This window comes from Thermococcus sp. 4557, from assembly GCF_000221185.1.
In the GTDB taxonomy this organism is placed as follows: domain Archaea; phylum Methanobacteriota_B; class Thermococci; order Thermococcales; family Thermococcaceae; genus Thermococcus.
In genome coordinates this window covers 1,950,263-1,970,781 of record NC_015865.1, presented here as the reverse complement: position 1 = coordinate 1,970,781, position 20,519 = coordinate 1,950,263, and the positions used below count along the sequence as shown (strand labels likewise).

Below are 20,519 nucleotides of genomic sequence, written 5' to 3'. Positions count from 1 at the left end.
TTTCCCCGGAGGCGCTGTTATCACCGCAGGTGTTCAAAATAAGTTTTTAACCCCGCCGATTTAACATCCACGCGGTGATGAAATGTTCAGGCTCACCGACTTTGACTATCACGGAAAAACCGTCTTTCTGAGGGCAGACCTAAATTCGCCGGTCACTGACGGGAAGATAATCAGCGACGCCAGGTTCAGGGCGGTTCTCCCGACGGTAATATACCTCCTCGAGCACGGGGCCAAACTCGTCATAGGGACGCACCAGAGCAAGCCGTACAAGGGGGACTACATCACCACAGAGGGGCACGCCGAGATACTAAGCGGGTTGCTCGGCCAGGAAGTGGAGTACGTGGAGGACATCTTCGGAAAATACGCCCGCGAGAAGATAACGGCGCTGAAACCCGGAGAGGCCATCATGTTAGAGAACCTCCGCTTCGCCGCGGAGGAGGTCAAATACAAGCCGATTGAAGATTGCGAGAAGACGTTTTTCGTGAGAAAACTCGCGCCCCTGATAGATTACGTCGTGAACGATGCCTTCGCGGCGACCCACCGCTCCCAGCCTTCCCTGGTGGGCTTCGCAAGACTGAAGCCCATGATAATGGGTTTCCTCATGGAGAAGGAGGTCCAGGCACTCACAAGGGCATACGAGACCCAGGAGAAGCCCCGTGTTTACGTGCTCGGCGGTGCGAAGGTTGACGACTCCCTCCGCGTGGCTGAGAACGTTCTGAGGAACGGCAGGGCCGAGGTCATACTCACCGGAGGACTGGTCGGTCACGTGTTCACCCTCGCCAAGGGCTTCCACCTCGGCGACTCTAACCTCGAGTTCATGGAGAGGAAGGGCCTTCTCGAACTGGTGGACTGGGCCGAGGAGATACTCAACGAGTTCTACCCCTACGTGAGGACCCCCGTTGATTTTGCCGTCGATTACAGGGGGGAGCGCGTTGAGGTTGACCTGCTGAGCGAGGATAAGTGGCTGTTCGACGAGCACCCGATACTCGACATAGGTTCAAGGACCGTTGAGAAGTACCGCGAGGTGCTCATGGGGGCAAAGATAATAGTCGCCAACGGACCGATGGGAGTCTTTGAGCGCGAGGAGTTCGCGGTGGGCACAGTCGGCGTCTTCAGGGCGATAGGGGAGAGCCCGGCCTTCAGCATAGTCGGGGGAGGACATTCCATAGCCAGCATATACCAGCACAACATAACGGGCATAAGTCACGTCTCCACAGGCGGCGGCGCGATGCTGAGCTTCTTCGCCGGTGAAAAGCTCCCAGTCCTGGAGGCATTCAGGGAGAGCTACGAACGATTTAAAGACCTGCTCGAAGGGTGAACAGCCAGACGAGGAGCACGGCGATTAGGATGCCCCCAAGGAGCAGCATCAGGAGCCACTCGACCCTTTCCATCAGTTTTCTGTTCGAGTAGAGAACGTGCCCTATGATTCCAAGGATGAGGGATGAAACTATCAGTATCCTCTCCTCCGCCGATTCGACCCTGCTGAGAACAGTTTCAACGCCCCAGAGGGCCAGAAGCAGCAGAACGGCCCCGGTGATGGCGTAGCCGTGCCTCATCTTTCTCGCGTTTGTTATGTAGAAGGTCGCGGCGAAGGCCACGAGGAAAACCACCATCGCCTGTATCTCGAGGGGAATCGGAACCGCCTTCGAATGAACGACCCTCTCGTAGATCCATATGCCCCCAGAGATTATGGTGGAAACTATGAGAGCCATCACGAAGACCTTGTGGACGTGGTCGGCTACGCTCAGTGCCTCCTCAAGCTCCTCCAGTTCCTCCCGTCTGGAGACTTCTCCGCCCGCTTCGGCCCCTTCCGCCATCGAACCCCCGGTCTTTCCTACGCGCTTCGGGATTTAACCTTTTAGCATCCTAACTATCTTTGTTGGAAAGTTTGATAAGAAGAAAAAATATGGTTAACTTGCAATTTCAATCGCCAATATAACCTTTGGTATTGCAATGTCCATGTTTATTGTTAATGAAAGAGGAATTGGCAACCCGTCGGACGTGGTGAAAATGGTGGTAGGTATTGTTATTGTCTTTGTTAGTTCTAAATAATCAACAAGCAAATAGAATCTGTGGCATTGTTGGATTTTCTCTGCCCAATCTTCATTCCGAAATATTGGCACTATCCAGTATTCCACTACTTTCTGAGCTGTAATTGGATGGTAATACAGCCAGAAGCTTTCATCATGTAACCAAAGTAGCCATCCCGTTGTAAAGTCAGATGGAAGGTACGCATCCGAGGGCTCACCTGTTGACTTCAAAGACCTCATATCTTGCTCTGCAAGCGGTTCCAACCTGGAATCTTCTTGATACCCTTGATAGAGCTTTAAAAATTCCTGCTTTGTAATTTCTGTAATTGTTTCTAGGTCCTTTTCACTTAGTATGTATGCTTTTTCTTTTATTTCCGATCCATCCCACATCCACTTATTTGTTATTTCGGGCTCTCCGTTCTTGTCGAGTTTTATTTCATAAAAGGTTATGTTTGAAATCATCTTTGGTTTATTTCCAACAAGCCAATACCAATAATAGTTACCCACAGGTATCATGGGCAATCGTTGATCTAGAATGAAGAGTTCCCCTTCGACCTCAATTGCTACTGCAGCGTGTCCAATCTCGGAGTTTTCGTAATTGATATCCAATAAATATACGGGTGATATACCAGAGTCCAACAACATTGCTGCTGTCAGAATTGCATAGTCAGTACAAATACCCCTCTTATAGTAGTAAGCAGTATCAGTTGGTGAGTAAATTCTCGTGAGATTGATATAGCGTTCCCGTTGTGCATAAGTAAGTTTTGACCAGTTGTAAATTATAGTGTCAACATAGCCAGATTTTGTATAATCATACTGGATAGTGTTATTAATCCACTTCAAAATAGCCCAAGCTCTGTCTATCGGAGCATCATACTTTTCAAAACGGATTGTTATTGATCGGAGTTTCTCTCTAAAGTACTTGCTCAAGCCTGCCCTAAACGCCTCTTCATCATACCTGTTTCTCCAGTCATAAGTCGGATCAGTTCCTAACTGAATTTCATAACTATCCGACAAGTAGTCCCCGTCAGTATCTGCCCGCAGGGGATTGGTTTTATAATTGACTACCTCTTCTCCATCTATTAGCCCATCGTCATCACTATCTGGCTTTAATGGATCAGTACCATACGTTAAAACTTCTTCACCGTCTGTAAGACCGTCCTTATCACTATCCATACTAATAGGGTCTGTTTTAAGAGATAGCTCTTTAGAATCGACTAAGCCATCTCCGTCTGTATCAGGGAGAGAAGGGTCAGTGTTGTATATTGTTAACTCCTCTAAATCAGAGAGCGCGTCTCCATCAGTATCATTTGACAACGGATTAGTTCCGAAGTCAAAGATCTCCTCTTTGTCCGTTAAACCATCATTATCAGTATCCACCTTGTGAGGGTCTGTGTTTTTTGTTATCTCTTGGAGATCATTTACTCCATCTTTATCTGTATCTAAATCTAGTGGGTCAGTGTCATACTTCCGAACTTCTTCCATATCGGTTAGACCGTCACCGTCTGTATCCTGTTCTGCGGGTTTTGTAAAGTAAACTTTAATCTCCTCTTCATCTGTTAATCCATCTCCATCTGTATCTGGAGTAGTAGGATCTGTGCTGTACGTCGTTATCTCATCAAAATCAGAGAGCCCATCGTTATCAGAGTCTTTTGACAGTGGGTTAGTGCTAAACTGAAGTTCTTCCCTATCCGTTAATCCATCACCATCCGTGTCCTGTCCTAAGGGATTTGTGTGATGTATCTTTAGTTCTTCAGCGTCAGTTAAACCATCTCTGTCTGTATCCACATTTAAGGGATCTGTTTTGTATATTTTGACTTCCTCGCCGTCTAGCAACCCATCCCCATCCGTATCAGGGTTGAAGGGGTCTGTTTTGTATGTTGTCAGTTCTTCCTTAAAGCTCAAAAGGTCATGGTCGTCTTTCTGGATAATCATAACAGTAAGTAGTATCACTACGACTCCAACAATCAAGAGAGTCGTCTTTTTCTGCATATAACCACCTAGTTAATTACTTGCCTCATACATTTAATAAAATTAACGAATGATTAGACCAAATATCTCTTAAAGTTATCAAAAAAGTAATTTCTTCCCCCTACCAAGTGCGAGGGTTAAAAGTATGGGACATTATCTTTAAGCGACCTAGTTCCACTAGACTGTAGCCTCCGACGTGCAATCTAAATTCCCATATAACTTTTTAGCGATGGCAATAACAAGTAGCTAACTTATTTTTTCAATAGAATTCCCTAGCTCAACGTGAATGGTATTATAGAGAAAAAAACTATCTATCGCGTTCAGTCGATTCCGGTTTTCTCGTAGAGCCTTCGGTAGGCACCCCTGAACTGGAAAACCATTACAACCGCGTAGAGCGCCGCGAAGGATTTCAGGGGGAAGTGGCCGCCGAAGGAGTGATTCATGAGTGCGATGACCCCAACCACGGTGACGTAAGTTAGCAGGACGTTCAGGAGAGCCGCCCTTGTAGAACCCAGCCGGTAGGCAAGCCACACCGAGAAGGTGGCGTCGAGCCGGACGAGCCATTCGGGTCTGAAGTGTTCATCTGGGTCCACCTCCACCGAGTAGGCATCCTCTTCAAGTTTCTTCCTCGAGAGGTAGGCCAGCAGACCGGTCACAATCAAGGCGGTAAAGGACAGGAGAACGAGTGGGAGGGAATCGAACACTGCGCCGATTGCCATGAAAACCATCGAGAGGGTGAAGGAGATATAAACCGCGAGGGAGCTCGCAGAGAGCCGTCCCCTTCTGAAGAGGTAAGCGGGATAGATGCCGAAGTATGGGATGGATATCATTATCAGGAGAGCCGCGAGGGTTATCTCATCCATTCCGCATCGAGGTTTTTAGAACTCGAAAGATTAAAAAGATTTCGATTGAAAAGAGAAATAACGGAGTGTGCCTCTCAGTCTATCGTCGCCTTTCTGAAGCCCAGTGCCGCGATTCCGGCGAACAGAGCCGCCAGGCCGATGAGCACCAGCCAGTCGGTGACGATTCCAAAGGTAGGCTCAACCCCAGCCAGGTAATGCCTGGAACCGTCCACCGCGTAGGTCAGCGGGTTCACCTTGGCCAGCCACTGCATCCACTCCGGCATCGTCTTTATCGGGTAGAAGGCCCCGCTGAGGAACGTCATGGGGAGCATTATCATCATAACGATCATCTGGAAGCCTTCCATGCTGCTCATCTTGAGGGCTATGGCAACCCCCATGCCCGCTATGGCGATTCCGACGAGGAAGCTGAGGCCGAGGGCTGGAATGACCCCGCTCACCTTGAGGTCGGCGAGGGTGAAGCTGAGCGCCAGGATTATGACGCCCTGTATCATGGCCATCAAAGCGCCGCCGGTGATTCTGCCGAGTATTGCCTCCGTTCTGCTCGCGGGGGCGACGAGGATCTCCTTGAGGAAGCCGAACTGCTTGTCCCAGATGATGGTTATACCCTGCATGAAGCTCATGTTGAAGACCGTCATGGCGATTATACCCGGCACGAGGTACGTCATGTAGTCGACGCCGCCGAATATCGGGGCCGCCATGGGATTGTTGAAGACGCCGCTCCAGCCCTTTCCGAAGAATATGAGCCAGATGAGCGGGTTGATGAGGCTTCCGATGACCCTAGCACGGGAGCGCGAAAAACGCTTCAGCTCGCGGTATATCATGGTGAAAAAGACCTGCATGCCATCACCTCCTCATCCTGGCCTTCATTATCATCTTCGCCACGTTTCCCTCGCCGCCTTCCTCCCTGATTTCCCTGCCCGTGAGGTGCAGGAAGACGTCGTTGAGCGTCGGCCGATGATAGGTGACCTCGAGAATCCTGACGTCTGTTTCCTTCGCCAGTTCAAAGAGCTTTGGCAGAGACTCTGCGGCGTTGTCCACGTCGAGCCGTATCCTCCCGTCCGGGAGCATCTTGCAGCCCTTGATGAAGTCAGCCTTGAGGCACTTGAGCTCCTCCCTCGGGCTCTGGAGCTTCAGGTAGATTATGTCGTTGCCCACGAGTTTCTTAAGCTCCTCCGCGGTGCCTTCCGCGATTATCTCACCGTGGTCCATTATGGCTATCCTGTCGGCCAGCTGCTCCGCCTCGTCCATGTAGTGCGTGGTGAGGAAAATCGTCATGTTGTGCTCCTCCTTCATGTCCCTTATGTAGTCCCAGATGTGGGCCCTAGTCTGCGGGTCGAGGCCTATCGTCGGCTCGTCGAGGAAGAGGATTTCGGGCTCGTGGAGGAGGGAGCGGGCTATCTCGAGCCTCCTCTGCATTCCGCCGGAGAAGAACTTAACGGGCCGGTCTTTGAACTCCCACAGCTCAACGAACTTGAGGAGGCGTTCGATCTTCTCCTTCAGCTCGCTTCCGCTCAGACCGTATATCCTGCCGTGGATGAGCATGTTCTCGTAGGCGGTAAGCTCCCTATCAACGCTCGGATCCTGGAAGACTATGCCTATCTTCCTCCTGACCTCAATCGGTTCCCTTGCAACATCATGGCCGGCAACTACGGCCTTTCCAGCCGTCGGCTTCAACAACGTCGTGAGGACGTGGACGGTGGTGGTCTTCCCGGCACCGTTGGGGCCCAGGAAGGCAAATATCTCACCCTGCTTCACGTTGAAAGATATCCCCCTGACGGCCTCAAAGTCCCCGTACTTCTTCACGAGGTTCTCAACCTCAATCGCGTTCATACATCTCACCTCCAAGAAGAACCAGTCTCAACTCCTTCGCGCAGCCTGTGAAGAGCCTCCTAACCCTCTCCCTCTGCTCATCCGTCAGTTCATCCACGGCCTCAAAGAACTCCTTGAAGGCCGTCCTGAGCTCGTCACCCCCCAGCTCAAGGAAGGCCTTGTAGGCGCGCATCCTGCGCTTTGCCTCGGCGAGGTCCTCTGCGTGCTCCGCGAGGTAGTCCAGCCCCTTCTCGGTGATCACGTAGGTCTTTTTCTCCCGCTCACCTTTGCTGGCCACCTCAATCAGGCCGCTTTTCCGCAGGGACGCGAGGATTGGATAGACCGTCCCCGCGCTCAGCTTCATGCCGTATCTCCCTTCCAGCTCCGCCATTATCCCGTATCCGTGCATCGGTTCCCTGAGGAGGTCCAGGATAAGCACCTTCATGTGACCGCGAAAATTGGGACGTTCCATTTTCTTCACCGATATATCGTTCGATATGTCATCCTTATAAACCTTCCCTTTGAAACGCTTATCATCCATGCATGCGGGAGAGGGTGATACCATGAGGGCCGTTCTAAAGCCCCTATTCGAGGCCGAACTGCCGGCGGATTTCAGCGAGGTCATAAAGGGCAAGCTCATTGGAGAGGAAATTAGAACTGGAGAGGAAATCGAAGTCGAGCTCCTCGGAAAGTCCCTCCGCTTCAAGGTCGTCCTGGCGGAGCCCTCGCCGCTGAAAGTGAACAGGAGCACTAGGATAGAGTTCTCGCAGGGCGAGGTTGAAGTCGTTGATTTTGAGTTCGATGAATCCGTTAGGGATGTAATCCCCTTTGAGAAGGGATTCGTCGTTGTGCTCGCAAGTAAGGTTCTGATTCTGAACCGGGACGGGCAAAAGATTTATAGCGATGAGTTCGATAACCTTAACGGAGTTAGGGTGGCCAAAGGAAGGGTGGTGATAATCCATGGCGGGAGCAAAATCAGGCTCATTAAGCCTTGAAAAGTTCACCTTCGATGAGAGCTGGGAGGAGAAGAGGAAGCGTGCGGAAAAAATCGTCGAGATTCTGATGAAGACCCACCCGAGGGAGAAGCTCCTCATAGGCGATCCCTACAGGACCTTGGTCCACTGTATAATCTCACAGCGCATGAGGGACGAGGTAACCTACAAGGTCTGGGAGAGGCTGTTTGAGAAATACGGAGACATCCACAGGATAGCCGACACGCCCGTCGAGGAGATGCAGGAGTTCCTGAGAAAGAACGGTGTCGGCCTCTGGAAGACCAAGGGCGAGTGGATAGTGAAGGCTTCTCAGATAATACTCGAAAAATACGGCGGAAAGGTTCCGGACGACATTAAGGAGCTTATGAAGCTCCCTGGAATCGGGAGGAAGTGCGCCAACATAGTCCTGGCCTACGGCTTCGGCAGACAGGCGATTCCGGTTGATACCCACGTGAACAGGATAAGCAAGCGCCTCGGCCTGGCTCCGCCGCGCGTTCAGCCGGAGAAGGTCGAGGAGTACCTCGCGGAGCTGATTCCTTACGAGAAGTGGATTTACGTGAACCACGCGATGGTGGACCACGGAAAGAGCATATGCCGGCCGATAGGGCCGAAGTGTGATGAGTGCCCGCTGAGGGAGCTGTGCCCCTACGCGAAGGGGCTCGTCAAGGACGAGGATATACGGTAGTTTCGTTTTTGTACTTCACCACTATCCTAAAGGTCGGCTTTGGGAGGTCATGGATGTAGAACTTCACGGGAAGTCTGAGAACAACCGTCTCCCTCCAGGATGTGAGAAAGCCCGTTCTCACGAGGTATTCAACGCGGACCTCAAAGAGAACGCTCCCGTTGCAGGTGAAACCGTTCTGAACCAGGGTGAAGTCTGGGTGGAGGTACAGCCGAACCTCCCTGCCCCGGAGGGGCTTAAGCGCCCAGAACCTGGCGCACAAGCTTTTATCGCTTTCGTTGGGACAGCCGAGCCCTCCTTCGAATTCCGGAGGGGTGATAACCGGGTTTGGGTCTGAAAAATCGGGCCAGATTTCCTCAGCCCAGCCGTCGCCGGTGAGCGTGGCCCTAACTGAGATGTGGTCTATTGAAACCGTGCGGTTTGGGGATAGCGTTATCCAGAGGGGTCCCTCAATCCGGCACTGGCCGGCGGTGGCCCACAGCGCTTGGGGAAAGTACCGGATTCGCAGGTCAATGGGGTCGTTCCATTCCCTCTCGACGAAGCCCAGTTCCCTCCAGTCCCCGAGGATACTCGACAGGTTCGAGCCGTTTGAAGTTATGTTCTCCCCTCCCAGCCAGAAAACGCGGGAGTTTCCCGAATATGCCAGCGTCCTTTCATGGAGCCACGTGAGGGAATAGGCAGTCAGGAGAAGAACCCCCAATACTATGGCTAGACTCCTGGGCTTCACTGCGACCACTGTAGGAGAAACTACGCCAAAGGATAAAAAGTTTTCGAATGGAAGAGGTCACTCCTCCTCTTCCACTTCCTCGCCGGCCAGCTTCCTCAGCTTGTCGAGGTCGGAGCCAACCGCTATGAGAACGTCACCCTCTTTGAGGGCGTCGTTTCTTCCGGGGTTGTAGATGTACCTGCTCCCGCGCTTTATTGCCAGTATCCTCGTGCCTATCTTGCTGGGAAGCTTGAGCTGCTGCAGGGTTTTACCAATGAGAACCGAGCCCGGCCTGACTGTGACCCTCCCGAGTTCCTCTTCCGTGTCCTCCATTATCCTTAGAATTATCGGGTGGGGCTCCACATCGCGCAGGATCAGGTCGGATATCTTGTATGCCGCGTCGCTTATCTGTTCGTTTATCTCGGCCATGTCTATGACGCTGAGGAGCTTCTCCGGGTCCTCCTCGCTCTTGGCGAGCCTCAGGGCGAGTTTCTTGACCTTCAGGGTGAGCTCATCCATGCGCTCCTCAAGCAGGTAAACCTCCTCCGCTATGTCCTCGCTCTTGTACATGACAGAGGAGAACGCCAGGTCAACCATCAGGGACGAGAGATCCTTCATCTCGATGAGGCAGTTTCTGATCTCCTCAAGCTCATTCATTGGACATCACCTTGATGTTGCCCCGGGCTATCTCCTTGAGATAGTCCACCGAGGTGTTCGTCCCGCGCCCGATGAGTATGTCTCCAGGGAATATCTTGAAGTCCCCGTCGGGGTCAAAAATCCAGCGCTTGCCCCTCCTAACAGCCACTATCCAGACCCCGGTGTTGGCGGCGAGGTCCAGCTCCTCCAGCGTTTTTCCGACGAGTATGGACTCTGCGGAGACAAAAATCTTGCCGATTATCTCCTCGCTGCCCAGTATCGCCTCGGTTATGACCGGATGGAGCTCGACGCCGTCGATGACCATTTTCGCCAGATCAGCCGCGGCGTTGGACATGTCGTCTATGGCGTGCGCCATGTGAAGGATGGACGTTATCTGCTCCGCCTCCTTGGGGCTTCTCGCGGCCAGAACCGCGTGAACCATCAGGTGGTAGTTGAGCAGGTCGAGGTACTCCTCAAGTTCGAGCACCTCCTCGGCCATCTCCTCCTCGTTGAAGAGTATGGAGGAGTAGGCCAGGTCCACCATCAGCTCGGCGGTGTTCTTCATCTCTATGAAGATGTCCTTGACGTTTCTAGGAACCTCGATTTCGTCCCACTCTTCCACCCGGCTCTCACCGATGGGGGAAAGGGGGGAAATCTTATTTAGTTTTCGCCTCGAAAAGTTTAATACCCGCGAAGGTCAACGTCTACGGGGTGAGAGCGATGGAGAGTGATGGCAGTGATCGGCGGAGAGGTCAGGAGGGAGCTGAAGGGAAAGATCAAGGAAGCCTACCAGGTTACGCTGCCGTCCCTGTTCACCTCACAGATATTCGGCCTATTCGGCGGTACGTTTCTGGGTAAGTACTTCGAGACGATAAGAACCCAGTTCCCTGGCCTTCTGGTGGTTCTGCCGGGTATAATGGGCCTCCGCGGGAACGTTTTTGGCTCAATGGCATCGCGCTTCTCCACGATGCTCTACCTCGGTGACCTCGAACCCTCGGTGAGGGACAAGAAGGTCCTCAAGGAGATAGTCCTTAGAATGCTCATCTCGCTCATCCCGATAGTCATGCTGTGGGTCATAAGCGTTGCCACGGGGGTGAAGAAGAACGCCCTTGACGTCCTCCTCATAGTCGTTACCTCGACGATACTCGTGTCATTCATCCTCGGCTACTTCACCTCATTCGTCACAATATTCTCCTTCAGGCGCGGCACCGACCCGGACAGCGTTGCGGCACCGCTGGTCGCTTCAATGGGCGATTTCCTGACGGTTCCCTCGCTGGTGCTGTTTATCCTCCTCATAGAGCGCTCGCCGGAGGGATTCAGGCTCTTCAACTACGCCATGATAGCCCTCTTCCTGATCGTTGCCGCGATGAGCAGGGTCAGAAAGGTGGAGTTCCTCGAGCTGAAGCAGGTCTTCATAACGATAACCGGGCTGGCGCTCCTCTCGACGATATCCGGTTCAATACTCGCGAGGTTCAGCGGGATAATCCAGGCGTCGGTCATACTGAGCTTCATCTACCCCTCGCTCCTCAGCAGCTTCGGAAACTACGGCTCCATAATAGCCGCGAAAACCTCGACGAAGCTCCACCTCGGTGAGATAGAGAGCTTCATCTGCTGGAAGCCCCTCACTGACATCCTGGCGCTATTCACGACGGCGCCGGTCATCGGAACGACGAAGCTCCTCATAGGCATCGCCCTTGTGAAGCTGACTACCGGGATGACGGTTCCGGGTTCCGCCTGGATGATAGTCCTCACGTACCCGTTCATGGTCCTGTTCATCATGCTCTACTCCTACACGGTCTCCTACTTCCTTTTCCAGAAGAACATAGACCCCGACCACGTGGCGATACCGCTCATCTCGAACAACAGCGATATATTCGGCACGATCTACGTCGTGCTCATGGCCAAGCTGATGGTGGGTGGTTGAATGATAGGTCTCTCTATGACGGCATATTCCGGAAGGGACCCCCTCGAATTTGAAGGATGGGTGGGCAGGGCGAAAGAACTGGGCTTTGATTTCATCGAGATTCTAAGCGAATGGCCCCACTACCTGACGAGGGACAACTACCGCCTCTTCGCTGAGGTTCTTGACTGCAGGGGCATGAAGAGAACAGTCCATGCACCCTTCAGCGACGTCAACATAGGCTCCTTCAACGACAGGCTGCGGAGGACGTCTCTGGAGATAATCCGCGAGGCCATCGAGCTGGCGGCCGAACTTGATGCCCTCTCGGTCACGATACATCCCGGGCACTGCTCGCCGATCAGCGTGAAGAACAGGAGGAAGTACCTGGAGATACACAGGGAATCCCTGAGGAAAATCTCGGAATGGGGGCTCGAGTACGGGATAAAGATCGGCGTCGAGAACATGCCGCGCTTCGTAATCCTCGATGCCCAGACGTGCGAGAGGCTGTGGGAGATACTCGGGGAAGTCGAGATAGGGGTAACCTTCGACGTTGGGCACCTGAACACGACAACCGGAAAGTTCGAGCGCTTCCTGGAGGTTCTCGGGGACAGGATAGTTCACGTTCACCTCCACGACAACCGGGGCGAGAGGGACGAGCACCTCGCCCTGGGTGACGGCACGGTTCCCTGGGCCAGGGTGCTTCCAAGGCTCCCGAGGGTGACCTGGGCCCTCGAAGTTGGGGACATCGAATCTGCCCGGAGAAGCCTCGAATTTTTGAGAAGTCTGCATTGATGGACGTTTCAGTTCATTGGCGTCCTATTTTTACAAAACGCAACTCTTTTATACATTTAAAATGAAGTTCTTGCGAGAAGCAGTTTCTGGTGGAGGGATACCAATGGCGGAAAAGATAGTGGAAGAAATGAGGCCCTTTTTCGAGCCGAAGGCGGTCGCTATCATCGGCGCAACAAACAAGAAGGGTAAAGTTGGAAACGTCATTTTTGAGAACTTCAAGATGAACAAGGAGCGCGGAATCTTCAAGGGCAACATATACCCTGTGAACCCCAAGCTCGACGAGATTGACGGATACAAGGTCTACAAGAGCGTCGAGGAGCTTCCGGAGGACACGGACCTGGCGGTCATTTCGATTCCGGCCCCGTTCGTCCCGGACACCATGAGGGGCGTGGCCAAGAAGGGAATAAAGTCAGTCATCATCATCACCGGCGGCTTCGGTGAGCTCGGTGAGGAAGGAAAGAAGATGGAGCGCGAGATCCTTGAGATAGCCAGGGAGAACGGGATAAGGGTCATCGGCCCGAACTGTGTCGGCGTCTACGTCCCGGACACCGGCGTTGACACCGTTTTCCTGCCGGAGAGCAAGATGGACAGGCCGAAGAGCGGACCGATAGCGTTCGTTACCCAGAGCGGCGCGTTCGCAGCAGCAATGCTTGACTGGGCTGCTGGAGCGGGTATCGGCATTGGAAAGATGGTCAGCTACGGAAACAAGCTCGACGTTGACGACGCCGACCTCATGGACTACTTCATCCACGACGAGGGCATAAACGTCGTCACCTTCTACATCGAGGGCGTCAAGGACGGCAGGAAGTTCATAGAGGCCGCCAAGCGCATTACGAAAGTCAAGCCGGTTATAGCCCTCAAGAGCGGAAGGACCGAATACGGAGCGAAGGCAGCCTCTTCCCACACCGGTTCACTCGCCGGCGCCGACACGATTTACGATGCCGTCTTCAAGCAGACCGGCGTCATCCGCGCCGAGGACTTCGAGCACATGTTCGACCTCGCGAAGGCCTTCGCGGCACTCAAGGGCAAGCTCCCGAAGGGCGACAGGATAGGAATAATCACCGACGGCGGTGGAGCCGGCGTTATGGCCAGCGATGCGGTAGCGAAGTTCGGCCTCAAGATGGCCGACCTCAGCGAGGAGACCCTCAAATACCTGAAGGAGAACTTCCCGCCGCACGCGGTGGCAGGAAACCCGACCGACGTCGTCGGTGACACCGACGCCGAGAGGTACAGAATCGCCATCGAGGGCTTCGTGAACGACCCGAACGTCGATGCCATAGTCGTCATCGTCCTCTTCCAGGTCCCGCTCCTCGAGGAGGAGAAGATAATCGACATCCTGGCCGAGTACCAGAAGAAGAGCAACAAGCCGATCGTTGCGGTAGCGATGGGCGGTAAGAAGACCGACCACTACGCCAGAATCCTCGAGGACAAGGGGGTTCCCGTTTACCCGACCCCCGAGAGGGGTGTCCGCGCCCTGGCGGGCCTTGTTAAGTACGCTGAATACCTCAGGAGGGGGGCCTGACCCCCTCAATCTTCCGGTGGTGGTATCATGAAGGAGGAAGCCCTTAAAGTTATTGAAGAGGTTTTGAAGTCCGGAAGGACTTCGCTCGTTGAGTACGAGGCAAAGCAGGTTCTCAAAGCCTACGGCCTCCCTGTTCCGGAGGAAAAGCTCGCCAAGACCCTTGACGAGGCACTCAAGTACGCCGAGGAAATCGGCTATCCCGTCGCCATGAAGCTGATGTCCCCGCAGATTCTCCACAAGAGCGACGCCAAGGTTGTTCTCCTCAACATAAAGACCCCCGAGGAGCTTAAGGAGAAGTGGGAGCTCATCCACGAGAACGCGCGCAAATACCGCCCGGACGCTGAAATCCTGGGCGTTCTCATTGCCCCAATGCTCAAAGTCGGCAGGGAGATAATCATCGGCGTCACCGAAGACCCGCAGTTCGGCCACGCCCTTATGTTCGGCCTCGGCGGAATCTTCGTCGAGGTTCTCAAGGACGTCACCTTCCGCATAATCCCAATAACCGAGCGCGACGCCAGGAAGATGATAAGGGACATAAAGAGCTACCCGATTCTCGCGGGGGCCCGCGGCGAGGAGCCGGCGGACATAGACGCAATAGTCAGCCTCCTCCTCAAGGTCAGCGAACTCGTGGACGACCTCAGGGACTACATCAAGGAGATGGACCTCAACCCGGTCTTCGTCTACGAAAAGGGCAAGGGTGCCGTCGTCGTCGACGCCAGGATAATCCTGAAAGGCTGATTTCCCTTTCTTCCACTTTTCAGCGGCTGATTCCCTGCGAGAATCCTCCCTTGGCCCGCAGGAGAAAAACCGCTAGTGCTCCCAACCCAAACACGCCCACGAAGAGGAAGCCTGTTCTAAACCCGAGGAACCCTATCAAAACCGGCCCCAGCGCCTGACCTATGTCCTTTATGCTCTCCAGGAAACCCAGCGCGGTTCCGCGGAGCTTCGAGACTTCTGTGGCCAGGGGTTTCGTCGAGGCCTCGCTTATCGAGGCGCCCACCGAGAAGACCACCGCACCCAGAACCACCAGCGGAAGGGAGTCGGAGAGGGCAAACGCAAACATCGCCAGGCCAACCATTGTCATGCCAACCACTATCGGCTTCGTTCTGCCAATCCTGTCGCTGAGGTAACCCGCGTAGGGCTTAACGACCGCCATTATGGCGATTTCCACCGTCAGTATCAGCCCGGAGAGCCAGGCCTTGTCCTGGAGGTAGTAGAAGAGGGGCAGGAAGGTTTCTATGCCCTGGTAGGCCATGTACACGGCCGCATCTAGCAGGCCGATCAGGAGGAGCTCCCCACTGAACGTGAACTCGAACCTCCTGAGCTCGCCCCCCGTCTCGGGAAACCTGAAGGTGAGGGCAAAAACCACCAGGCCAGTCAGCGAACAGAGAACGAAGACCACGGAGAAGCCGAGGAAGTATACGATGCTTCCCGCGAGGACGGGGGCAAGGGCGCGGCCGACGAGTGTTGACGAGCTCAGGAACCCCATGAAGGTGCCCTTCCTGTCCGGATAGAGGTCGCTGACCAGGGCGAAGGACACCGGGACGAAGATGGCCGTCGCAACGCCGTAGTAAACCCTGACGAGGGCTAGGCTCAACGCGTCGCCCGCGAGGAAGTACAGCAATGGTGCACTGAGAAAAACGAAGCCGCTCATCTTGAGGAGCCTCTTCCTTCCGTAAACGTCGCTGAGAAGGCCCGACGCGAAGTTTATGAAGATTCCCGTCACCGTCGAGGCTGCAGCAACGAGACCGATTTCCTCCTTTCCGAGCCCGATGCTCTGGGCGTAGAGGGGAAGTGTGGGGGACTTGCTCATGGTGGAGCCCAGGATCGCGAAGAATCCCGCGATAAGGATGAGGTAGAGGGCCTTGGAGCCTGTTCTCACACTCTGCATCCCCAGTTGTTTACGAGAGACAACTCACTCATCCCCTGCGCCGGCTTCAGACTCTTCCTCGCCCTCTTCCCGGGCCACCTCTTTGATGTAGCTCAGAATGTCGTGGAGTATGAAGAAGCTTATCGCGGCATCGATAGCCGAAAGGAGGTTGCCGGCGATAAGGAACAGCAGGCCGAAGAAGAACTCTATTCCCGCGTAGATGAGGGCCACCTTGATGGCGGTTCTGTTCTCCTGACCGACGCCGTAAGCCAGGAGAAGGCTGAAGAGGGCGAAAGCTAGGTAGACGAGCGAACCCCAAGCGTAGGCGTAGTAGAGGAGCAGAACACCGTTGATAGAAAGGAGGAGAGTGGCGAGGCCCAGTCGCTTCATGTCATCCCCAGATAGCTCTCAAAGAGCTCCACGTATTTAAACCCATCGTCCGGAAAGACGAGGACGTAAGTTCTATCGCCGGGTTCCTCGGCGATCTTCTCATAGGCTCCGAAAACGGGTGGGAGGGAGCCCTGAGAACTTCCCAAAACGAACAGTTATGGACAGAATTGGGTAATCAAAGCACCCCTTCCCTCACGAGCCTCTCCTTTATCCTCTTGAACTCACCGGGGGAGCCCCTGACAACGGGATACCTCGGAACGAAGGGGCACGGCTCTTCAGGCTCAATGCTTATCTCGAACGTTCCTATTTCCTTAGCGATTCTGACTATCTCCTCCTTGTCAAGGCCTATGAGCGGCCTCAGAATCGGAAGGTCGCTCGCGGTGCTTATGATGAGCAGGTTGTCGAGGGTCTGGCTCGCCACCTGGCCGAGGCTGTCGCCGGTGATTATCGCCTTTGCCCCAATCCGATGCCCTATCCGACAGGCCTTCCTCAGCATCGTCCACTTGCAGAAAAGGCACGTCCACTTCCCCTTTCCAATCTCGGCCAGCCTCGAGAAAACCGGCGCCCCTTCCTCGTAGGCGTCAACTACGACAGGCTCGTTCAGCCTTCCGTACCTTCCGAGAACCTCGCAGAGCTCAAAAACCTTGGACTCCTTCGTGCCGCTCTGCCTGAAGTGAACCGGAGTTACCTCAAAGCCCTTTCTGAGCATGAGGTAGATTGCCACCGGTGAGTCTATGCCCGAGCTTAAGAGCGCCACTGCTTTCATGGTTGATGAAAGCGGGGGAGGATATATGAAGCTTTCCTCAACTCAGAGTTTGAAACCCCTGAGCTGGAGCAGGCCGATGTAGGTGAACCACGCAAGTATAGTGGCCGCACCAACCAGCTCCGGAATCGCGAGCCCCTTGAAGACCCTCGCCTTAACGAGATAGAGCATCAGGGCGAAGGTGAGAACCGCCAGAACGCTCCAGACATAACCGGCAGATGCACCTGAACGGCCGAGTTTTATTCCGACGATGGCTATGTCCGCCAGAGCTAGGACGTAGAAGAGAACAGCGGCTGGAGCGTGCGGCGCGTACTCCTCGGGAAAAACTCCCACGAGGAACAGGAGGACCATCGCGAGGGGCATCAGGTAGGACAGACCGTTTCTCAGAGTGCCGATGGCGGCTATGAAACCGAGAACCGCGAAGACCATCAGGAAGCCGTTGAAGTAGTAGTTCACGGGGTTCCGTACTGAGCCCATGTCGCTCAGGGCGTTTTCCGTGAAGGAGAACCAGGGGTTCTTCCAGAGAACTACCGCCAATCCCACCAGGAAAATAACGAGGAGGAGGGTCGAGAGATAGGCGGGGAGCTTCCCAGATTCCACTGTCTCACCTCAGCACTGCCTTTTCCTGGGCTCCTCTCCGAAGACCGCCCGGTAGAGCTTTCTGAACTCCTCCCAGGAGCCCCTTATGACCGGATGCTTTGGGATGAAGGGTATCTCGTCCTCGGGCAGGGTCGAGAGCTCGAAGGTTCCTATCTCCTTGGCGATTCTGACTATCTCCTCCTTGTCGAGCCCAATGAGCGGACGGTATATCGGCAGGTCCGTCGCCTGGCTGACTATGTACATGTTCTCAAGGGTCTGCGAGGCGACCTGTCCGAGGGAATCTCCCATGACGATGCCCTTCGCCCCGAACTCCCTCGCTATTCTATCCGCGTGCCTCACCATCATGTACTTGCAGAAGACGCAGGTGTACTTCTCCTTCTTCATCTCGCGCAACTTCTCAAGGATTCTCTCGCGCTCTTTGGGCTTGACGACTATCAGCTCGCCCTTTCCGCCGTAGCCGTACCGCTTGAGCTGGTTCCATATCTTGCGCACCTTCTCGAGGGTCTTCTCGCCCATGTAGATGTGAACGGGAATGACCTCAACGCCGCGCTTCATCATGAGGAAAGCGGCAACCGGCGAGTCAATGCCGCCGCTGAGCAGTGCCACCACTTTGCCCTGGGTGCCGATGGGAAGACCGCCCCAGGCGTAGATTTTGTCAACGAAGACGTATGCTTTGCCCTCCATCAGCTCGACGCCGACCTCGATGTCGTAGTTGTGGAGGTCAACCTCGCTCTCCTCGTTCTCAAGGAGGTACTCGCCGACCTTGGCCTGAATCTCTGGGCTCTTGAGGGGGAACTCCTTGGTGATTCTCCTCGCGGTAACACGGAAGCGGGGCCTTTCGAGATTCAACTCGCGCTTCTTCTTCCGGAAGAGCTTGAGCGCAGTCTTGTTTATCTTATCCAGCTCGGCATCGATCTCCATCGCGGGAGAGAGCGACACTATGCCGAAGACCCTCCTGAGAACGTCAACGGCCTCTCCCGCTTTATTCGTCTTCACGAGAATCCTTCCGTGCCTCGCCTCGACCTTTTTGAACTCAATCTCCTCGCTCACCAAGGCCTCGCGGATGTTGTTCATGAGTATGCTCTCAAACCATCTCCTCGTCTGCCGGGATTTCGTTCCTATCTCACCGTATCTGACGATAACCACGTTGAACATAGAATCACCCCACCGTACCAGGGAACTTAATGATTATCTCCACGTACTTCTGTATGCCCTCGTAGAGGAGCAGGGAAACCAGATACGAGGACAGCAGGATGAGCTCGTTCATCTCAAAGATGTGCGCCGCTATGGCCTTGGCCCTGGGCGTCGCATCGACTATCGTGCTCATGTACTTCCTCTTGAGGGAATGGTTGACCAGGATGAATCCGATGAGCAGGGCGACGCCGATAAGGCCCCACGTCTGGCCCAGCGCGAGCATCAGGAAGAGCGTCGAGGCCACTATTATCCAGCCGCCTATGACCCCGAGCAGTATCACGAACTCTATCATCGTCCCACCGGAGGTTGGTAGGGTGGGGGGAATAAAAAGGTAACTCAGACGAACCTGAGCACCTCGTCGATGCTTTTTCTCCGTTTTCTAGGCCGTGCCTCCTCCCGCGGATAGCCGACCGGGATGACCCCAACGAGGTAGTGATTCTCGTCGAGGCCCGCAAGCCCCCGGACTTCCTCCTCTATGCCCCGAAAATTAGTAACGCCTATGTAGACCGTCCCGAGACCGAGCTCAACGGCCTTGAGCATGAGGTTCTGGATGGCCATCGCCGCGCTCTCCACACTCCAGATGAACTCAGGCTCGTCGAACTCGCTCCCTTTGAGGAAGCGGACGCGCCTGTCGATGAAGACCGCGATGTAAACCGGCGCACGGTACATTCCGCTTTCGTACATGCGTTTCTTGAGCTTCTCTATCTTCTCATCGGGCAGGTTCACGGCGCGGTAGTATCGAATCATGCCTTCAGCTATGAGGCCGTAGAGCTTTTCCCTCGCTTTTTCACTCCCAAAGACCACGAACTTCCAGTTCTCCAGACCGCTCGCGGTCGGTGCCCTCACCGCGGCTTCCACAAGCTCTCTAACGTGCTCCTCAGGGACGTTCTTCTCCTCAAAATACCTCACGGAAGTCCTGTTCAATATCGCGTCGTCCAGCTCCACGCTATCACCCCCAGAGGTTTCTCACCGGCCTTAATCAGCCTTTCCGAAACCAAAGGTTTAAGAGAACTCCGGAGTAATCCCCAAGAGGTGAAAGCATGTACGGATGGAGAGGCAGGCTTGGTCTTATCGTTCCATCATCGAACACTACAATGGAGATGGAGCTTCACTCCGCGCTCCCCGAAGGAGTCTCCCTTCACACGGCGAGGGTTCCGCTGAAGAACGTCACGGAGGAAGAACTTGTCAAGATGAACGCCATGGCCGTTGAGAGTGCCAGGCTTCTGCGTGACGCGGGCGTTGAGCTTATCCTCTACGGCTGCACGAGCGGCTCATTCATAGGAGGAAAGGACTACGAGAAGGAAATCGAGGCGAAGATCGAGGAGGAGGTAAACGTTCCCGTGGTCAGCACGAGTACGGCCGTTGTCGAGGCCCTTAAGATACTCGACGCCCAGGCGGTACTCGTGATAACCCCCTACACCGACGAGATAAACGCGCGGGAGAAGGAGTTCCTCGAGGCCAACGACTTCGAGATTCTTGACATCCGGGGACTGGGGATAGAGGACAACACCCAGATTGGAAAGCTCGAACCCCACGAGGCCTACCGCCTCGCCAAGGCGAGCTTCATGGACGAGGCCGATGCGATTTTCATCAGCTGCACCAACCTCAGAACCTTCGAGATAATCGAAGTTCTCGAGGAGGACCTCGGCGTCCCGGTCGTTACGAGCAACCAGGCATCGCTTTGGCTGGCCCTCCGCCAGATGGATGTTATGGAGCGGATCCCCGGGTTGGGGAGGTTATTCATCGATTTCTGACTCCCTTCCTTCCGCCCCTTCATTCCGAAATCCTTTTAAGAACTC

The 20,519-nt window shown here is 54.4% G+C and carries 25 protein-coding genes; 8 read left to right on the top strand and 17 right to left on the bottom strand.

The window, feature by feature from the left end; all coding sequences use genetic code 11:
• The first annotated feature begins 82 nt into the window (after window positions 1-82).
• Window positions 83-1,318: a phosphoglycerate kinase gene (locus tag GQS_RS10540; RefSeq protein ID WP_014013680.1), complete on the top strand. Its 1,236-nt coding sequence runs from the start codon at window positions 83-85 to the stop codon at window positions 1,316-1,318.
• Here GQS_RS10540 and GQS_RS10535 read toward each other — a convergent pair.
• From GQS_RS10535 to GQS_RS10510, 6 genes are all read right to left on the bottom strand, one after another.
• Window positions 1,296-1,817: a hypothetical protein gene (locus tag GQS_RS10535; protein WP_014013679.1), complete on the bottom strand. Its 522-nt coding sequence runs from the start codon at window positions 1,815-1,817 to the stop codon at window positions 1,296-1,298. The two genes, GQS_RS10540 and GQS_RS10535, sit on opposite strands and share 23 nt — an antisense overlap.
• 93 nt (window positions 1,818-1,910) lie before the next feature.
• A complete protein-coding gene (locus GQS_RS10530) occupies window positions 1,911-4,022 on the bottom strand; it encodes a transglutaminase-like domain-containing protein (RefSeq protein ID WP_014013678.1) in 2,112 nt (703 codons plus the stop codon).
• Window positions 4,023-4,321: 299 nt separating this feature from the next.
• Window positions 4,322-4,864 (bottom strand): hypothetical protein, encoded by a 543-nt coding sequence (locus GQS_RS10525; protein ID WP_014013677.1) that lies wholly within the window; start codon window positions 4,862-4,864, stop codon window positions 4,322-4,324.
• A gap of 74 nt (window positions 4,865-4,938) precedes the next feature.
• Complete coding sequence (locus GQS_RS10520) at window positions 4,939-5,703, bottom strand: ABC transporter permease (RefSeq protein ID WP_014013676.1); 765 nt, start codon at window positions 5,701-5,703, stop codon at window positions 4,939-4,941.
• A 4-nt stretch (window positions 5,704-5,707) separates the two neighbouring features.
• On the bottom strand, window positions 5,708-6,694 hold the full coding sequence (locus tag GQS_RS10515) for an ATP-binding cassette domain-containing protein (RefSeq protein WP_014013675.1): 987 nt from the start codon (window positions 6,692-6,694) through the stop codon (window positions 5,708-5,710).
• The gene (locus GQS_RS10510; RefSeq protein ID WP_014013674.1) at window positions 6,681-7,145 is read right to left on the bottom strand and encodes a PadR family transcriptional regulator; all 465 of its coding nucleotides are present in this window, start codon (window positions 7,143-7,145) and stop codon (window positions 6,681-6,683) included. The genes GQS_RS10515 and GQS_RS10510 overlap by 14 nt, the downstream gene beginning before the upstream one ends.
• A gap of 91 nt (window positions 7,146-7,236) precedes the next feature.
• Between GQS_RS10510 and GQS_RS10505 the strand changes: the two genes are divergently transcribed.
• Window positions 7,237-7,668: an ATPase gene (locus tag GQS_RS10505; protein WP_014013673.1), complete on the top strand. Its 432-nt coding sequence runs from the start codon at window positions 7,237-7,239 to the stop codon at window positions 7,666-7,668.
• Entirely contained in the window at window positions 7,634-8,350 is a 717-nt protein-coding gene (gene nth, locus GQS_RS10500) for an endonuclease III (protein ID WP_014013672.1), read from the top strand. Before GQS_RS10505 ends, nth begins: the two co-directional genes overlap by 35 nt.
• On the opposite strand, the gene GQS_RS10495 is transcribed toward nth, so the two are convergent.
• Genes GQS_RS10495 through GQS_RS10485 form a run of 3 tightly spaced genes read right to left on the bottom strand, consistent with a single transcriptional unit; the run spans window position 8,328 to window position 10,311 of the window.
• Window positions 8,328-9,083: a hypothetical protein gene (locus GQS_RS10495; RefSeq protein WP_148236391.1), complete on the bottom strand. Its 756-nt coding sequence runs from the start codon at window positions 9,081-9,083 to the stop codon at window positions 8,328-8,330. The two genes, nth and GQS_RS10495, sit on opposite strands and share 23 nt — an antisense overlap.
• A 48-nt stretch (window positions 9,084-9,131) precedes the next feature.
• Window positions 9,132-9,710, bottom strand: a complete 579-nt coding sequence (locus GQS_RS10490; RefSeq protein WP_014013670.1) for a potassium channel family protein — start codon at window positions 9,708-9,710, stop codon at window positions 9,132-9,134.
• Window positions 9,703-10,311 carry a potassium channel family protein gene (locus GQS_RS10485; RefSeq protein ID WP_014013669.1) on the bottom strand — a complete coding sequence of 203 codons (609 nt, stop codon included), beginning with the start codon at window positions 10,309-10,311 and terminating at the stop codon, window positions 9,703-9,705. Before GQS_RS10485 ends, GQS_RS10490 begins: the two co-directional genes overlap by 8 nt.
• A gap of 108 nt (window positions 10,312-10,419) precedes the next feature.
• On the opposite strand from GQS_RS10485, the gene GQS_RS10480 reads away from it, so the two are divergent.
• From GQS_RS10480 to GQS_RS10465, 4 genes are all read left to right on the top strand, one after another.
• Window positions 10,420-11,613: a magnesium transporter gene (locus GQS_RS10480; protein WP_014013668.1), complete on the top strand. Its 1,194-nt coding sequence runs from the start codon at window positions 10,420-10,422 to the stop codon at window positions 11,611-11,613.
• Window positions 11,614-12,381 (top strand): sugar phosphate isomerase/epimerase, encoded by a 768-nt coding sequence (locus tag GQS_RS10475; RefSeq protein WP_014013667.1) that lies wholly within the window; start codon window positions 11,614-11,616, stop codon window positions 12,379-12,381.
• A gap of 103 nt (window positions 12,382-12,484) precedes the next feature.
• On the top strand, window positions 12,485-13,903 hold the full coding sequence (locus GQS_RS10470) for an acetate--CoA ligase family protein (RefSeq protein ID WP_014013666.1): 1,419 nt from the start codon (window positions 12,485-12,487) through the stop codon (window positions 13,901-13,903).
• A gap of 27 nt (window positions 13,904-13,930) precedes the next feature.
• Entirely contained in the window at window positions 13,931-14,641 is a 711-nt protein-coding gene (locus GQS_RS10465) for an acetate--CoA ligase family protein (RefSeq protein ID WP_014013665.1), read from the top strand.
• A gap of 19 nt (window positions 14,642-14,660) precedes the next feature.
• Here GQS_RS10465 and GQS_RS10460 read toward each other — a convergent pair whose 3' ends face one another.
• From GQS_RS10460 to GQS_RS10430, 8 genes are read right to left on the bottom strand one after another with little or no spacing between them, the layout of a single operon-like run.
• Entirely contained in the window at window positions 14,661-15,794 is a 1,134-nt protein-coding gene (locus GQS_RS10460; RefSeq protein WP_083818290.1) for an MFS transporter, read from the bottom strand.
• Window positions 15,795-15,818: 24 nt separating this feature from the next.
• A complete protein-coding gene (locus GQS_RS10455) occupies window positions 15,819-16,163 on the bottom strand; it encodes a hypothetical protein (RefSeq protein WP_014013663.1) in 345 nt (114 codons plus the stop codon).
• Window positions 16,160-16,309: a cysteine synthase gene (locus tag GQS_RS10965; protein ID WP_014013662.1), complete on the bottom strand. Its 150-nt coding sequence runs from the start codon at window positions 16,307-16,309 to the stop codon at window positions 16,160-16,162. Before GQS_RS10965 ends, GQS_RS10455 begins: the two co-directional genes overlap by 4 nt.
• A 29-nt stretch (window positions 16,310-16,338) precedes the next feature.
• Window positions 16,339-16,929 carry a hypothetical protein gene (locus GQS_RS10450; protein WP_048056589.1) on the bottom strand — a complete coding sequence of 197 codons (591 nt, stop codon included), beginning with the start codon at window positions 16,927-16,929 and terminating at the stop codon, window positions 16,339-16,341.
• Between the two features lie 42 nt (window positions 16,930-16,971).
• Entirely contained in the window at window positions 16,972-17,526 is a 555-nt protein-coding gene (locus tag GQS_RS10445) for a DUF998 domain-containing protein (RefSeq protein WP_014013660.1), read from the bottom strand.
• Between the two features lie 9 nt (window positions 17,527-17,535).
• A complete protein-coding gene (gene thiI, locus GQS_RS10440; RefSeq protein WP_014013659.1) occupies window positions 17,536-18,681 on the bottom strand; it encodes a tRNA uracil 4-sulfurtransferase ThiI in 1,146 nt (381 codons plus the stop codon).
• A gap of 4 nt (window positions 18,682-18,685) precedes the next feature.
• Complete coding sequence (locus GQS_RS10435) at window positions 18,686-19,012, bottom strand: hypothetical protein (protein ID WP_014013658.1); 327 nt, start codon at window positions 19,010-19,012, stop codon at window positions 18,686-18,688.
• A 44-nt stretch (window positions 19,013-19,056) separates the two neighbouring features.
• A complete protein-coding gene (locus tag GQS_RS10430; RefSeq protein WP_014013657.1) occupies window positions 19,057-19,665 on the bottom strand; it encodes a nitroreductase family protein in 609 nt (202 codons plus the stop codon).
• Between the two features lie 95 nt (window positions 19,666-19,760).
• Between GQS_RS10430 and GQS_RS10425 the strand changes: the two genes are divergently transcribed.
• Window positions 19,761-20,474, top strand: a complete 714-nt coding sequence (locus tag GQS_RS10425; RefSeq protein ID WP_014013656.1) for an aspartate/glutamate racemase family protein — start codon at window positions 19,761-19,763, stop codon at window positions 20,472-20,474.
• The last annotated feature ends 45 nt before the right edge of the window (window positions 20,475-20,519 follow it).